General features: G+C 68.1%; 14 protein-coding genes. 3 read left to right on the top strand and 11 right to left on the bottom strand.

Annotated features, from left to right (window positions below; all coding sequences use genetic code 11):
- Positions 1-12: 12 nt before the first annotated feature.
- On the bottom strand, positions 13-432 hold the full coding sequence (locus tag J2W23_RS23295; RefSeq protein WP_176661478.1) for a hypothetical protein: 420 nt from the start codon (positions 430-432) through the stop codon (positions 13-15).
- A 249-nt stretch (positions 433-681) separates the two neighbouring features.
- Between J2W23_RS23295 and J2W23_RS23290 the strand changes: the two genes are divergently transcribed.
- Both J2W23_RS23290 and J2W23_RS23285 read left to right on the top strand, forming a co-directional pair.
- On the top strand, positions 682-1083 hold the full coding sequence (locus tag J2W23_RS23290) for a YbaN family protein (protein ID WP_176661477.1): 402 nt from the start codon (positions 682-684) through the stop codon (positions 1081-1083).
- A 69-nt stretch (positions 1084-1152) separates the two neighbouring features.
- Positions 1153-1695, top strand: a complete 543-nt coding sequence (locus J2W23_RS23285; RefSeq protein WP_307650429.1) for a nucleoside 2-deoxyribosyltransferase — start codon at positions 1153-1155, stop codon at positions 1693-1695.
- Here J2W23_RS23285 and J2W23_RS23280 read toward each other — a convergent pair.
- The 10 genes from J2W23_RS23280 to pbpC all read right to left on the bottom strand — a co-directional run bounded on the left by J2W23_RS23280 (position 1689) and on the right by pbpC (position 13216).
- Positions 1689-2279 carry an NADPH-dependent FMN reductase gene (locus J2W23_RS23280; protein ID WP_307650428.1) on the bottom strand — a complete coding sequence of 197 codons (591 nt, stop codon included), beginning with the start codon at positions 2277-2279 and terminating at the stop codon, positions 1689-1691. The two genes, J2W23_RS23285 and J2W23_RS23280, sit on opposite strands and share 7 nt — an antisense overlap.
- A 21-nt stretch (positions 2280-2300) precedes the next feature.
- Complete coding sequence (locus tag J2W23_RS23275) at positions 2301-2636, bottom strand: DUF1161 domain-containing protein (protein ID WP_176661474.1); 336 nt, start codon at positions 2634-2636, stop codon at positions 2301-2303.
- Between the two features lie 41 nt (positions 2637-2677).
- A complete protein-coding gene (locus J2W23_RS23270) occupies positions 2678-3076 on the bottom strand; it encodes a GNAT family N-acetyltransferase (protein ID WP_307650427.1) in 399 nt (132 codons plus the stop codon).
- 134 nt (positions 3077-3210) lie between these two features.
- Positions 3211-5448 carry an NADP-dependent isocitrate dehydrogenase gene (locus tag J2W23_RS23265; RefSeq protein ID WP_307650426.1) on the bottom strand — a complete coding sequence of 746 codons (2238 nt, stop codon included), beginning with the start codon at positions 5446-5448 and terminating at the stop codon, positions 3211-3213.
- A 136-nt stretch (positions 5449-5584) separates the two neighbouring features.
- Positions 5585-6229: an ABC transporter ATP-binding protein gene (locus J2W23_RS23260; RefSeq protein ID WP_307650425.1), complete on the bottom strand. Its 645-nt coding sequence runs from the start codon at positions 6227-6229 to the stop codon at positions 5585-5587.
- Between the two features lie 47 nt (positions 6230-6276).
- On the bottom strand, positions 6277-7593 hold the full coding sequence (locus tag J2W23_RS23255) for a CynX/NimT family MFS transporter (protein WP_307650424.1): 1317 nt from the start codon (positions 7591-7593) through the stop codon (positions 6277-6279).
- A gap of 61 nt (positions 7594-7654) precedes the next feature.
- A complete protein-coding gene (locus J2W23_RS23250; RefSeq protein ID WP_307650423.1) occupies positions 7655-8335 on the bottom strand; it encodes a FadR/GntR family transcriptional regulator in 681 nt (226 codons plus the stop codon).
- A 103-nt stretch (positions 8336-8438) separates the two neighbouring features.
- Complete coding sequence (locus J2W23_RS23245) at positions 8439-9359, bottom strand: hypothetical protein (protein ID WP_307643424.1); 921 nt, start codon at positions 9357-9359, stop codon at positions 8439-8441.
- Between the two features lie 87 nt (positions 9360-9446).
- A complete protein-coding gene (locus J2W23_RS23240) occupies positions 9447-10910 on the bottom strand; it encodes a TPM domain-containing protein (protein ID WP_307650422.1) in 1464 nt (487 codons plus the stop codon).
- A gap of 68 nt (positions 10911-10978) precedes the next feature.
- The gene (gene pbpC, locus J2W23_RS23235; protein ID WP_307650535.1) at positions 10979-13216 is read right to left on the bottom strand and encodes a penicillin-binding protein 1C; all 2238 of its coding nucleotides are present in this window, start codon (positions 13214-13216) and stop codon (positions 10979-10981) included.
- Between the two features lie 264 nt (positions 13217-13480).
- Here pbpC and J2W23_RS23230 point away from each other — a divergent pair, with 264 nt between their 5' ends.
- Complete coding sequence (locus J2W23_RS23230) at positions 13481-13684, top strand: thrombospondin type 3 repeat-containing protein (RefSeq protein WP_373423977.1); 204 nt, start codon at positions 13481-13483, stop codon at positions 13682-13684.
- Positions 13685-13713: the final 29 nt, after the last annotated feature.

The following is a 13713-nucleotide window of genomic DNA, read 5'->3' as shown; positions in this document are numbered from 1 at the left end:
TGTGCCCGGACGTCAGTTCGCGAAAACCGCGCGGACCGCACGGTGGACAGCGTTCGTCATCGGGATCACCTCGACGATGGCCTGCTCGTTGCCGAAGGGACGATCGATCGCGGGGCGTGCGACCTGATAGTTCATCTTCACATCGCCATCGAAGAAGGTGCGCACCTCGCTGCGTGGGAAAAGGCCCGCGTCGGTTTTCAGGCTTGCGGCCAGGTGGCGCTTGACGCCTTGCGCATCGACACCGTAGGGCCCCGGTCCCTCGACGATGACTCTTTCTGCAGGCGCTGGTGCGGGCAGTGTTTCAACGAGCGCACTCTGCTCGCTCGACTGCCGGTGTGTCGCTTCGACGGCATGGACCGACGAGGCGGCCGTCAAGAACGAGCCCAGGCACAGGGCCAACGTCTTGCGCGGAAAGATGAACTGAAAAATCATGGTGACACTCCCTTTTTTAGAACTGCTTTCGATACCGGGTGAGACTGTACCGCCCCTTCGGGACCGGGGGACATTGCCATCTTCGGCAGCAGCCGGTCAGCCGACAAGACCCTTCGGCTCACCGCTGTCGGTGAGTCCTCGCGATACCGGTTCGCTGGCGCGTCGGCCCAAAGCTGGTGAAGAATGGCTGCTGGCGAAGGCACCACTCCAGCCTGCCGTCGCCGTCCGATTCCTCTTGAGAACGTTGCGTTGAACCCTGGCCCCAAGCCCCTGTCCCTGCTTGCACGCGTGCTGCTGCACTGCTTCGCGGTGCTGTGCCTCGTCCTCGGGCTCATCGGGGTGGTGCTGCCGGGCATGCCGACCACCGTGTTCATCCTGATGGCCGCATGGGCCGCCGCGCGCAGCTCGCCGCGGCTGCACGCGTGGCTGCGCAATCACCGCCTCTTCGGTCCGCTGCTGCGTAACTGGGAGAACGGCCGCACCGTGAGCCGGCGAGCGAAGTGGAGCGCGACCATCACCATGGCGGCCTGCGCCGTCATCGTGTCGTTCACGGCCCATCGCGCGTGGATGGCCGCGCTGGCCATCGGGTGCATGGCCGTCGTGCTGACGTGGCTGTGGTCGCGTCCGCTGCCGTCTCCGCCGCCGCAGTGATGCGCCGTGCCGGGATGCAGTGCTTCGTCGCATATTGAGCTGAGCCCGGAAATCGACGAAGCTGTTGCCATGGACCAAACCTCCGACACCCCGGCGCGCCCCCGGATCTACCTCGCGGGCCCGGACGTTTTCCGTCCGGACGCGAGGGACCATTTCGTGCGGCTCAAGGTGGCGTGCGATGCCTTGGGCCTGGCGGCATTGCTGCCCGCCGACGGCGAAGAAGAACCTTCACCCGACGCGCTGGAGAAGCGCATCTACGAAGCCAACATGCAGCGCCTTCGCGGCGCCGATGGCGTGGTGGCGAACCTTTCGTCCTTCCGAGGGCTGGAGCCGGATTCGGGCACGGTGTTCGAGGTCGGCGCTGCGGTGGCGCTGGGCATTCCCGTCGTGGCCTATGGCGTGCCCGAGGGCAGCTATGCGGACCGTGCGCGTGCCGCGCTGTCATGCACGCATGACGCGAACGGTGTGCTGCGCGAGAGCGGCACCGGCATCGCGGTCGAAGACTTCGGCCAGCCGCTGAATCTCATGCTGGCTTGCTCGATCCACATCGAGGCGACGCCCGAGGCGGCGCTGCAGAAGATGGCCTTGGTGCTGGCCGCTCTGCGTCAGTAGGGCGGCGCCTTTCGCGCCCGCTGCTCGCGCGCAGCCTCGGTCCACCACGCCAGGTCATCGGCAAACCGGGGAAAGGCCCGCGCCAGCGATTCCCCCGCACTGCCTGTCGGCTTCCCGCTGGCATCCAGCGTCTGCGAAATCGGCCCCACCGCCAACGTGCTCGACACCACCACCATCCCCATCTCCGACAGGATCGAGTGCCACACCGTCCCCGAGCGCACGCCCGAGAACCGTCCCGCCGAATAACTTGCGACAGCGGCCGGCCGCCAGAACCACTCTTCCAGAAAGTGGTCCGTCAGGTTTTTCAGGCCGGGCTGCGGCCCCCAGTTGTATTCGCCGGTCACGAAGATGAAGGCGTCCGCCGCGCGGATCTTCTGCGCCAGCGTTTCCATGGCCGCGGGCGCCGTGCCCTTCGGATATTCCTTGTACATGCGGTCGAGCATCGGCAGGTCGACGGCCTTGGCGTCGATCAACTCCGCATCTGCGCCTCGCGCCTGGAGGCCTGCCACGATGAAGTCGGCGAGCCGCACGCCCATGCGGTCCGAGCGGTACGAGCCATAGAACACCAGGATCCTGTCAGCCATATCGTTGCTCCTCTTGAGTCGTCAGCGCTTGCAGTCGCCGCCGATGGACACGGTGCCGTCCTTGCATTCGGTCAGGATGTCGTCGTCTTCGGGCGAGCGGGCCGGCGCCGGGACTGCCGCGGGAGCCGATCCCGCGCCCTCGCGCTGGTAGACGATCTTCTTGGTGCCCAGTTCGCAACTGCCCACCACCTGGCCGGCCGCCGGCACGTTGGCATCGACGACGAGCACCGCGAAGCGCGTGACGCCCGCGGCGCCGATCTTCGATTCGATCTGTGCGCGCAGGGCTTCGCAGCTCTCGGCGGCATGGGCTGCGCCGGCCGTTGCGATGCACGCGATGGAAATCAACCAGGGTTTCATGAATGGCCTGCCTTTCGCAGCGTGGTCGACGGACGAGCAGTCTAGCCCTGCGCCGTGCGCGGTCGCTCCATCGCGAGGGTCGAGTGCACGAAGCCCAACTTGGCGAAGAAGGCCGGCGCGCCTTCCCTGCCTGCACGCAAGACCCAGGTGACGCTGTCCCCGGCGCCCACGATGTGCTCGACCAGCGCACGGCCGATGCCGCGCCCGCGAAACGGCGCGGCGACGACCACCATCGACAGGTATCCGTTGGAGAGCCCGTCGGTGAGGGCGCGCGCGAAGCCGGCGATTTCTCCATCGAGCACGGCGACCCACGCGTGCTCGGACGCCGCAATCAGCCGCGCGAGAAAGGCCTCGTCCGGAATCCGGTGCGACCATCCGTTGGCCGCCAGCAGGCGGTAGACGGCGTCGAGGTCCGAAGCGGTGAATTCGCGAATCTGCATGCCGTCTCCTCGGTTCGGGTTGGCGGTGGACCCAGCCTCACTCACAAGCGACAACGGCCCGCCGCGTGTGCGGCAGGCCGTTGTCCGGGCGCGCATCAGGCTTCAGCGATGAAGCATGGATGCCGCCTGTGTCGTCAGGCTTGCGCCGATGCCAGCACCGAGTTCAGCGTCGTGCTCGGGCGCATCACGGCCTCGAACTTTTCCTTGTCCGCGAGGTAGTAGCCGCCGATGTCCACCGGCTTGCCCTGCACGGCCGCGAGTTCGTCGACGATCTTCTTCTCGTTGGCCGTCAGCGTCTCGGCGAGCTTCTTGAACTTGGCTTGCAGTTCCTTGTCGTCGGTCTGCGCGGCCAACTCCTGCGCCCAGTACATGGCCAGGTAGAACTGGCTGCCGCGGTTGTCCAGCTGGCCCGTCTTGGGCGAGGGGTTCTTGTTGTTGTCCAGCAGCTTGCCCGTGGCGGTGTCCAGCGTCTTGGCCAGGATCTTGGCCTGCGCGTTGCCGGTCTTCAGCCCCAGGTCTTCCAGGCTCACGGCCAGTGCGAGGAACTCGCCCAGCGAATCCCAGCGCAGGTGGTTTTCTTCCACCAGTTGCTGCACATGCTTGGGGGCCGAGCCGCCCGCGCCGGTCTCGTACATGCCGCCGCCGGCCATGAGCGGCACGATCGACAGCATCTTGGCCGAGGTGCCCAGTTCCATGATGGGGAACAGGTCCGTGAGGTAGTCGCGCAGGATGTTGCCGGTGGCGCTGATGGTGTCCAGGCCGCGCACGACGCGCTCGAGCGTATAGCGCATGGCGCGCACCTGGCTCATGATCTGGATGTCCAGGCCCGTGGTGTTGTGCTCGTGCAGGTACATCTTGACCTTGGTGATCAGCTGCGCCTCGTGCGGGCGGTAGGCATCGAGCCAGAACACCACCGGCATGCCGGAGTTGCGCGCGCGGTTGACGGCCAGCTTCACCCAGTCGCGGATCGCGGCGTCCTTGACCTGGCACATGCGCCAGATGTCGCCTTGCTCCACCTCTTCGCTCAGCAGCACTTCGCCGGTGTCCAGGTCGGTGATGTTGGCAACGCCGTCTTCGGGAATCTCGAAGGTCTTGTCGTGCGAGCCGTACTCCTCGGCCTTCTGGGCCATGAGGCCGACGTTGGGCACGGTGCCCATGGTGCGGGGGTCGAAGGCGCCGTGCCACTTGCAGAAGTTGATGATCTCCTGGTAGATGCGGGCGAAGGTCGACTCGGGCATCACGGCCTTCACGTCCTTCAGGCGGCCGTCGGCGCCCCACATCTTGCCGCCGTTGCGGATCATTGCGGGCATCGATGCGTCCACGATCACGTCGTTGGGCGAGTGGAAGTTGGTGATGCCCTTGGCCGAGTCGACCATGGCCAGCTCGGGGCGGCCTTCGTGGCAGGCGTGCAGGTCGCGCTTGATCTCGTCCTGCTTGCTCTGGGGCAGCGTGGCGATCTTGTTGTAGAGATCGACCATGCCGTTGTTGACGTTGATGCCCAGCTCGTCGAACAGCTTGCCGTGCTTCTCGAAGGCTTCCTTGTAGAAGATCTTCACGCAGTGGCCGAACACGATGGGGTGCGAGACCTTCATCATGGTGGCCTTCACGTGCAGCGAGAACATGACGCCGGTCTTGTGCGCGTCCTCGATCTCCTTTTCATAGAAGGCCAGGAGCGCCTTCTTGCTCATGAACATGGAGTCGATGATCTCGCGGTCCAGCAACGCGACCTTGGACTTGAGCACCACGGTCTTGCCGCTCTTGGTCAGGAGTTCCATCTTGACGTTGCGCGCGCGGTCCAGGGTCATGGACTTTTCGCCGTGATAGAAGTCGCCGCCATGCATGTGCGAGACATGCGAGCGCGAGGCCTGGCTCCACTCGGCCATGCTGTGCGGGTTCTTGCGGGCGTATTCCTTCACCGCATTGGGGGCGCGGCGGTCCGAGTTGCCTTCGCGCAGCACCGGGTTCACGGCGCTGCCGGTGCACTTGTTGTAGCGCGCGCGGATGTCCTTGTCCTCGTCGGTGGTCGGGTTCTCGGGGTAGTCGGGGATCTTGTAGCCCTTGTCCTGCAGCTCCTTGATGGCCGACTTGAGCTGGGACACCGAGGCGCTGATGTTGGGCAGCTTGATGATGTTGGCTTCGGGCTTGAGCGTGAGCTTGCCCAGCTCGGCCAGGTTGTCGGGCACCTTCTGCGCGTCGCTCAGGAATTCGGGGAATTCGCCCAGGATGCGGGCGGCCACCGAGATGTCGCTCGTCTCGACGTTGATGCCGGCCGGGGCCGTGAAGGCGCGCACGATGGGGAGGAACGCGTAGGTCGCCAGGAGGGGCGCCTCGTCGGTCAGGGTGTAGACGATGGTGGGTTGCTTCGTGCTCATGCGCTTGCTTCCGTAAAGCTGAGGGGGTCGGGGTGGCGGAACTTCCGGCGGGATCTGACCGCCGGAATCCGCGATTGTCGCCGGGCGGCGACCCGCCCGGACAGCCGCCGGGGTTATCCCCCCGCGCAAGGCTCTGTCAATGGAGGGGAAGCTCGATGGTGGCGGCCAGCGGCACCTCGTCGATCCGCGCGGCGCTGGCGACGATGACGGCCCGCCCGGGCTGCCCCGCCAGGTCGGCCAGGGCGCCCCACAGGCAGCGCACCGAGCCGGCGTCCAGCGCCGCGGTCGGCTCGTCCAGCAGCACCAGCGGACGGCCCGAGGCGAGGGCGGCGGCCAGCCACACCTTGCGCTTGGAGCCCGTGGAGAGCATGTACATCGGCTTGTCGATGTGCGGGGGCAGGGAAAAGCCCTCGACCAGGGCCTCCCAGAGGCCTTCGTCGAAGCCGGTGTCGCCTTCGCGGAGGGTCGCGGTGCAGTCCCGCGCGGTGATCTGGTCGAAGCGGTCCGTGGCCGGGTCGACGAAGAAGACGTGGCGTCGATACGCCTCGGGCGATGCATCGAGGCTCGTGCCCGCGACCGTCAGCCGGCCTTGGGTGGCAGGCAGCGCGCCTGCGATCACCTGAAGCAGCGCCGACTTGCCGGCGCCGGTGTCGCCGTACAGCAGGGTGATGCCCGGGCCGATGGAGGCGTTCCAGCCGGCGGCGATGGCGGGCTGGCCGGGGTAGGCGAAGCCGATGTCCTGAAGACGGAGGACGGGGGAGTGCGAGGGGGTGGTGTTCACGAGGCGAGGTTGTACCTCATCGGGCGCAGGTCCCCGTTCACACCTTCTCAGTGCTTCGGCACCGTCACTGCCCCCACGTACAGCGTGCGCCCCGCGCCCAGCCCGGCGATCACCAGTGCGATGCCCAACCCGACGAAGAGCCACGCCGAGGCGCGGAAGCTCCCCGTCCACCCGTGCAGCAGGCCGGCCAGCAGCGGCCCGCAGGCGGCCACCATGTAGCCCACGCCCTGCGCCATGCCCGAGAGGTGCGCTGCGACATGGGAGTCGCGCGAGCGCAGCACGATCATCGTGAGCGCGAGCGCAAAGGTGCCGCCCTGCGCAATGCCCAGAATCACGGCCCACATCCACACCCACACCCCGCCCAGCGGCGCGAACAGCATGGCCAGCATCGCGCTCACCGTGAGCAGCGCCAGCACCACGCCCAGGCCGCGCTGGTTGCGCAGCCTCACGGCCAGCGCAGGCACCACGAGGCAGGTCACCACCTGTGTCATGACCGACAGCGACACCACGTAGCCGGCCATCTCGCCGCCGAGCCCGCGCTCGCGCAGGATCGGCGCGAGCCAGCCCATCACGATGTAGGCGAGGGCGGATTGCAGCCCCATGAAGAGCGTGACCTGCCACGCCAGCCGGTCGCGCCAGAGGCCCTGCACGGTAAAGCCCGACTCGCTCGCCACCGGCTTGAGCGGCAGCGCCTGGGGCGCCCAGATCAGCGTGACCAGCAAGGCCGGCACGGCCCACATGGCCAGCGCGTAGGTCCAGCCGCCGCCCAGTGCATGCTCGAGCGGCACGGTGAGGCCCGCGGCGCTGGCCGCGCCGCCGCACACGGCCATCGTGTAGAGGCCCATCATCAGCGCCGCCTGCTTCGCGAAGTCGCGCTTGACCAGGCCCGACAGCAGCACGTTCGACACCGCGATGCCGCTGCCCGCGACGGCCGAAGCCAGGAACAGCAGCGGGATGTTGCCCGTGCCGCGCAGCACCGTGCCCACGAGGATCAGCACCATGCAGCCGAGGAGCGTGCGCTCGGTGCCGAAGCGGCGGCCGAGCCAGGGTGCGAGCGGCGCGAAGATGCCCAGGCACAGGATCGGCAGCGTGGTCAAGAGGCTCGCTGCCGTGGCCGAGAGGCCGGTGGCCTGGATGATCTCCGGCAGCACGACCGAGAGGCTCGCGAACACCGGCCGCAGGTTGAAGGCGATCAGCACCACGCTGGCGCCGAGCAGGATGCGGCGGGCGAGGCTGGGGGCTGGCGTGGGGCGAGGCGCGGGCTGGCTGTCGACCTCGGCGTCGATCAGCAGCTCTTCGGTGGTACTGGCCTGGGAAGGTTGGGCGCGGTGCGCGGTGGCGGGTTGCAAAGGAATCGCGCTCATTGGAATGCCTTCGTGCCTCGCACCGCGGTGCGCGCTTGATTGGGACGGCCCGGCGCGGCGCTCATGCGGTCCTCCGCGCCAGCATGTCGAGCATCGGCGCCATGAAGTCGCGCACGGCGGTGGCGGCGCGCTCGGGGTCGCGGCTCGCAATGGCTTCGACGATGGCGCGGTGCGCGGCCTCGTCGGGCTCGGGCAGGCTGGTGCTCATGGTGCTGGCGATCGTTTCCTTGATGTAGCCGGTGATGAAGCGGCAGGTCTCGGCCAGCGCGAGGTTGCCCGAGATGTCGACGATGGCCAGGTGGAAGGCGAGGTCGCGTTCGATGAAGCCGTCGCCGTCGTCGTCCGCATCGGGCACGCCGCGCTTGTCCAGCAGGGTGTGCAGGCGGCGCAGGTCGCGCGCGGTGTGGCGCACCGCGGCGAGCCGGGCGGCTTCGACCTCGAGCGCGCGGCGCACTTCGAACTGGTCGCGCAGGCTCGCCAGGCGCATCTTCTGCAGGCTGGCCGAGGGGTCGTAGCCCGAGCGCACGTAGGTGCCCGAACCCTGGCGCACTTCGAGCAGCCCGCGCGAGACCAGTGTCTTCACCGCTTCGCGCACCGTGCCGCGGCTCACCCCCAGCAACTGCGCGAGCTGCGGCTCGATGGGAATGCGCGTGCCGATGGCCCAGCGGCCTGCGGAGATTTCGTTGCGGATGCTGTCGGCGGCGGCGTCCGCCAGCGAGGTTCGGGGGGCTTGGGCGAGCATGTCTTCAGGGTGCCTATTCATTCAATCATTGGATGAATTTTGGCACCCGCGAAAAGCCGCAGTCGGCCTCATGGGCTCTTCGCCCTTCGGCCTGCTACCGGGGTCAGCGGTTCTCGAGGCTGGCGGGCTTCGTCCGAGGCGGCGCTTGCCGCGGGTCGTCCAGTTGCGCCATCAGTTCGGCGACGGCGCCCGCCACGCGGTCCTGCTGCTCGGACACGGCGTCCGCATAGACATCGATCTGGCTGTCGATGTTCAGCTCGCGCCGGATCGCCACCATGATCGGCTGCATCTTCGTGTTGATGGCCTGCAGCCCCAGCATCAGGCTCTTCACGAACTCGCCGTGCAGCGCATGCCGCTCGACGTGCAGGGCCTGGCGGGTCTCGCTGTGGTCCCGCAGGAACTTGGTTTGGGTGTCGAGCGCGAGGTCGAGCGCGCGGCGCCGGGCCTCGTCGCTTTCGGCATTGCCGGAGGGCACGAACTGGTCGATGGCCGAGAGCGCGCGCTTCTGCTCGGCCACCGCGCCTTCGCAGAGCGTCGTGTAGAAGTCGATCTCGCTGAGCACCTGCTGGATCGGCTGTGCCGCACCGATCAGCTTGAAATGCAACGCGCTGAAGGTGCCGATCAGGTCGGACACCAGCGCGGAAGTCTTGGCCTCCGACACCATCTGCAGCTTGGCGGCCGCTGCGAAGAAGCCCTGCAGCGGCTGCGCCGCATCGGCCTTGTTGAGGTCCGCGATCGGCAGCGAACTCAGGTAGGAGCTGGCATGCACGAACTGGTCGATGGCATGCAGGTACACGTCGCGGCGCAGGTCCGCCAGCCGCTGCGCGGCCTTCTCGTCCTTGTCGTGCCGAAGCTGCCGCATGAAGTGCCGCGCGTTGTCGCGGTTGGCCACCTTCACGCCCCACAGGGCAAGGGCCGCGGCGATCAATGCGGCCCAGAAGACATCGGGCACTTTCCGCAGAATGCCGAAGATGACGCCCGCGAAGACGAGGAAGTCACCCCAGAGTGCGGTCAATGAATCCATAGGGAGGCCGTGGGAGTGGGAGGCGGCGCCATCCTAAGGCACTCGCGAGGCGGTGAATAGCTGGCGTTTGACCGGGTGGGTACCCTGTCACCAGCTGCCCGACGCCCCGCCGCCGCTGCTGGAGCCACCCCCGCCGCTGTCGGAAGACGAAGACGACGAGCTGCTGCTGCTTGAAGAACTGCTGCTGCTCCATCCGCTGTCGTTGCCGTCGTTGTCATCGTCACGCCCGCCACCGCCGCTTCCCTCGAACGGCAGGAATGCGAACAGCAGCGCAAGGAAGGTCGCCAGCGCGGCGGGGATCCAGCTCTCGTCGGGCACCGGGCCCGGGTTCGTCTCCATCAGCATGAAGCCGAGGATGCCCAGCACGATGAACCACCGGATGAAGAAGCCCAGCTGGCTGCGTTGCCAGCTCTTTCGCATGCCGATGGCGATCAGGCTTGCGAACAGCAGCACGCCGCCGCCGCACATGGCCCAGAGCAGGCCCCAGAAGAAGCGGTCTGCGCCGAGGTAGACGCCGAGGGCGACAAGGCCCGCGATCAGCGCCGCCAGGCCGATGAAGAACCGGCGTGCACCCTTGAACCTGCCCGACAGGTAGCCGATGCCGTACACCAGGCTGGCGGGCGTGAGGAGAAAGAGCGGCAGCGCGAGATTCATCACCGCCAGCGACGCGGCCGCCTGGCCGGCGAGGACCAGCCCCAGTACCGTGAGCCGGCCTGGCCGTTTTCGGGGCGGCGCTTCCTGCGTCTGCAGGTCGGCCCACAGCGCCGTGGCCACCGCGGCCTCGCGTTCGGCGGCGCGGCGCGCCTTGCGGACCCGCTTGCCCGTGCCGCGCACCACCACGCGCGGCCCGGTCCCGTCGGCGGGCGCGCTGCGTCCGTACCAGATGCCGATGGCGAGCGTCCAGAGCATCACGCCGATCGCGGCCCATTTCATCTGCATGTCGTCTGCCGGCTGCAGAAAGGCTGCGAGCGGGTGTGGCTTCTTTTCCTCCGGCACGGACGCTTCGGGCTCGATCGGCAGCATCGCCGTGGGCGGATCGATCAGCCGCGACAGCGATTGCACGGCCGCCTGGATGCCGCCGGTGTAGTCGTTGTCGCGAAAGCGCGGCTTCATCTGCTGGTCGATGATGCGGGCGGCCTGGATGTCGGTGATCCTGCTTTCCAGGCCCGTGCCGACTTCGATGCGCATCCTGCGGTCCTTCAGCGCCACCAGCAGCAGCACGCCGTCGTCTTCGTCCTCGCGGCCCAGCTGCCACTCTGCGAAGACGCGGGTGGCGTATTGCTCGATGGAGTCCTCGCCCGTGGTCGGCACGATCAGCACCGCGAGCTGAGCCTGCGTGTTCTGCTCGAGGGCGCGGATGTCGCTGCGAAGCGCGTCGGCCTCGCGCGTGTCCAGCGTCTTCGTGAGGTCCACCACGCGCGAGTCCATCGGAGGCACCGGGACTGGCCTGGCCTGTGCGCCGCCATGCCAGGCCAGCATGGCGATGAACAAAAGCCCCATCCACAACTGCAGCCATGGCCAGGCTGTCTTCTGCCCCTTGCGACACTGCATCGGAATCGGTCCTCCAGTTGCGACGGTCGTTGTTGTCGTTGCCGTTGCTGTCGTGCCGCCGTGCATCCTCATCGGCGCGCGCTCTTCGTCACCACGCCCGCGCCGCGCACCTCGAGCCTGCGCTGGTCGACCACCTTGCCGGAAGCATCGACCAGCTCGATCACATGGCGCCCCGGCCATGGCAGCCACTGCGCGCTGTTGCCGCGCGCAAAGAACTTGCCGTCGATGCGCCACTGCACGCCGCGGCCCTCGGACTCGAAGCGCACGCGCTGGCGCAGCGGCGGAATGTCGGGGTCGAGCGCGATGATGGTGCCGTCCGAGGGCGCGGTGATGCGTGCGGCGAAGGCGTCGGTCGCCATGCCGGTGTCGAGCGCGAAGAGCGGCTGTTCCGTGCCTTGCAGGAACCATTCGCTGCGCGCGGCCTCGATGGCGTTGCCGTCGGCCGCGGGGCCGAACGCCACGCGTGCCTCGACGAGGCCGGCGGGCGGCGCGGGCGCGCGGCTCGGCTCGCGCGCGTGCAGGAAGCGCATCACCTCGGCCCATACCGGCGCGGCGCCGCTGGTGCCGCTCACGTCCCACATCGACGCGCCGCTCGCATTGCCCACCCACACGCCGACCGTGTAGCGCTGCGACCAGCCCACGGCCCAGTTGTCGCGCATGTCCTTGCTGGTGCCGGTCTTCACCGCGGTCCAGAAGCGGGTCGAGAGGATGCTGTCCAGGCCGAAGGTGCGGGTGCGCGCGTTCGGGTCGGAGAGGATGTCGCCGACGATGAAGGCGGCGCGCGGATCGAGCAGTGGCGGGACGGCCGCGGCCTTGGCCTTGTCGGCGGCAGATGCCGGCGGCCGTGCGGTCAGCGTCGTCGTGCCGTAGCGGCCGCCGTTGGCCATCATGCGGTAGGCGTTGGCGAGCGACAGCAGCGACACCTCCGCGCTGCCGAGCGCGAGGCTGTAGCCGTAGTAGTCGCCGCTCTCGCGCAGCGGCAGGCCGGCCGCGCGCAGGCTGCGCGCGAACGATTCGGGCGACACCATCACCAGCGTGCGCACCGCCGGCACGTTGAGCGACGCCGCCAGTGCGGTGCGGGCGGAGACGGGGCCCTTGAACTGCCGGTCGTAGTTCTGCGGAATGTAGAGGCCGCTCGCGGTGCCGATCTGCGCCGACGAGTCCTCGATCAGCGAGGCGGCGGTGATCCGCTTCTCGGCAATCGCCTGGCCGTAGAGCAGCGGCTTGAGCGTGGAACCCGGCTGGCGCAATGCGGTCACGCCATCGACCTCGGCGGCCTGGCTCAGCGGGCCGGACGAGCCGACCCATGCGAGCACTTCGCCGCTCGCGTTGTCGAGCACGACCAGCGCGCCGTCCTCCACGTGCCGGTCGCGCAGTTCGCGAAGGTGGCGCTGCAGGGAGTCGAGCGCGAAGCGCTGCAGCGGTGCGCGCAGCGTGGTGCGCACGCTCGTGTCCTTGCCCTTCTGCTGGGTGGTCGGCGCGGGTGTTGCCGCATCCCGCATCTCGCGCAGCACCCGCCGCGCGGCGTGCGGTGCGATGCCCTCGTTCGCGTCGAAGGCGCGCCGCTGCACCGCCGCGCTGGTGAACATGTCGATCGCATCGCAATCGACCTTCTGCCCGGGCTCCATCGCGCGCAGCACCTCGCAGGCGCGCTGCGCGACGAGCGCGGGCTTCGCGTTGGGCGCACGCACCAGCGCCGCGGCCACGGCGGCCTCGCGTGCGTCGAGGCCGCTGGGCGCCTTGCTGAACAGGGTGCGCGAGAGCGCGTCGATGCCCACGATCTCGCCGCGAAACGGCACGGTGTTGAGGTACGCCTCCAGGATCTGGTCTTTGCGCCAGTTGCGCTCCAGCTGGGTGGCGGCCACGGTCTGGCCGATCTTCTGCGTGAAGCTGCGGCCGCCGGAGGCGCGGCGCAGGTCCTCGTCGAGCAGGCCCGACAGCTGCATCGTGATGGTCGATGCGCCCCGGGTGCGCGTGTTCCAGAGATTGCTCCAGGCCGCGGAGGACACCGCGCGCCAGTCGATGCCGCTGTGTTCGTAGAAGCGCCGGTCTTCGCTCAGCACCATGGCCGTGCGCAGGGCTGGCGACACGTCGGCCAGCGCGATCCACTGGCCGCGCCGCACGGTGGCGTCGGTGCGCACACGCTGCAGCAACTCGCCGTTGCGGTCGAGCACGGCGGTGTCGGAGGAGCGGAAATCGCGCTTCACGTCCTCGAAGCTGACGAGTGCCCAGGCCGGGTGCGCGCAGGCCGCGGACAGCACGGCCACGGCGAAGGCCCTGTGAATGGAAAGCGCAAGCAACTGCATCGAAGGCAAGGGATGGTTCAGGACGGTTGCCCGCATTCTCTGCGATGCACCACGGGAACCCCGCCTACTCGGCAACGGGTGGCTTGCCGCCTTGCCGGGGCGAAGACTTCGACCCAAAGTTCACAGCAGATTCCACATCCGGTAACGAACTTCACGCGAAGGCTTCAATGGAGAAACCCAATGCGTACCGGCGTGGCCTTCAATGCCCTACCGGCTCGCTGGAGGCGAGCGCGGTTTCATAACCACTCCAAGGAGAAACGCATCATGATGATGAAGACACTGGTAGTTTTGCTGGCCGCGTCGGCCGCCCTGGCCGGTTGCGTGGTCGCACCGTATGACAACAACCCGCCGCCGCGCGCCCAGCGCGACCGCGATCGCGACGGCGTGCCGAACCGCTATGACCGCGACCGCGATGGCGACGGTGTCCCGAACCGCTACGACCGGGCGCCGAACAACCCGAACCGCTAAAGAAAAGAAAAAAGGCCGCGAAGCACTGC

Origin of the sequence: Variovorax boronicumulans (genome assembly GCF_030812215.1) — a bacterium.
Lineage (GTDB): Bacteria > Pseudomonadota > Gammaproteobacteria > Burkholderiales > Burkholderiaceae_C > Variovorax > Variovorax boronicumulans_C.
The sequence above is the reverse complement of the archived record's forward strand: the minus strand, read 5'-3'. Positions and strand labels throughout refer to the sequence as shown.

Coding starts and splice junctions, on each gene's coding strand:
- J2W23_RS23295 (WP_176661478.1), bottom strand. CDS start 432: ATGATTTTTCAGTTCATCTTTCCGCGCAAGACGTTGGCCCTGTGCCTG.
- J2W23_RS23285 (WP_307650429.1), top strand. CDS start 1,153: ATGGACCAAACCTCCGACACCCCGGCGCGCCCCCGGATCTACCTCGCG.
- J2W23_RS23280 (WP_307650428.1), bottom strand. CDS start 2,279: ATGGCTGACAGGATCCTGGTGTTCTATGGCTCGTACCGCTCGGACCGC.
- J2W23_RS23275 (WP_176661474.1), bottom strand. CDS start 2,636: ATGAAACCCTGGTTGATTTCCATCGCGTGCATCGCAACGGCCGGCGCA.
- J2W23_RS23270 (WP_307650427.1), bottom strand. CDS start 3,076: ATGCAGATTCGCGAATTCACCGCTTCGGACCTCGACGCCGTCTACCGC.
- J2W23_RS23265 (WP_307650426.1), bottom strand. CDS start 5,448: ATGAGCACGAAGCAACCCACCATCGTCTACACCCTGACCGACGAGGCG.
- J2W23_RS23255 (WP_307650424.1), bottom strand. CDS start 7,593: ATGAGCGCGATTCCTTTGCAACCCGCCACCGCGCACCGCGCCCAACCT.
- J2W23_RS23250 (WP_307650423.1), bottom strand. CDS start 8,335: ATGCTCGCCCAAGCCCCCCGAACCTCGCTGGCGGACGCCGCCGCCGAC.
- J2W23_RS23245 (WP_307643424.1), bottom strand. CDS start 9,359: ATGGATTCATTGACCGCACTCTGGGGTGACTTCCTCGTCTTCGCGGGC.
- J2W23_RS23240 (WP_307650422.1), bottom strand. CDS start 10,910: ATGCAGTGTCGCAAGGGGCAGAAGACAGCCTGGCCATGGCTGCAGTTG.
- pbpC (WP_307650535.1), bottom strand. CDS start 13,216: ATGCAGTTGCTTGCGCTTTCCATTCACAGGGCCTTCGCCGTGGCCGTG.
- J2W23_RS23230 (WP_373423977.1), top strand. CDS start 13,481: ATGATGATGAAGACACTGGTAGTTTTGCTGGCCGCGTCGGCCGCCCTG.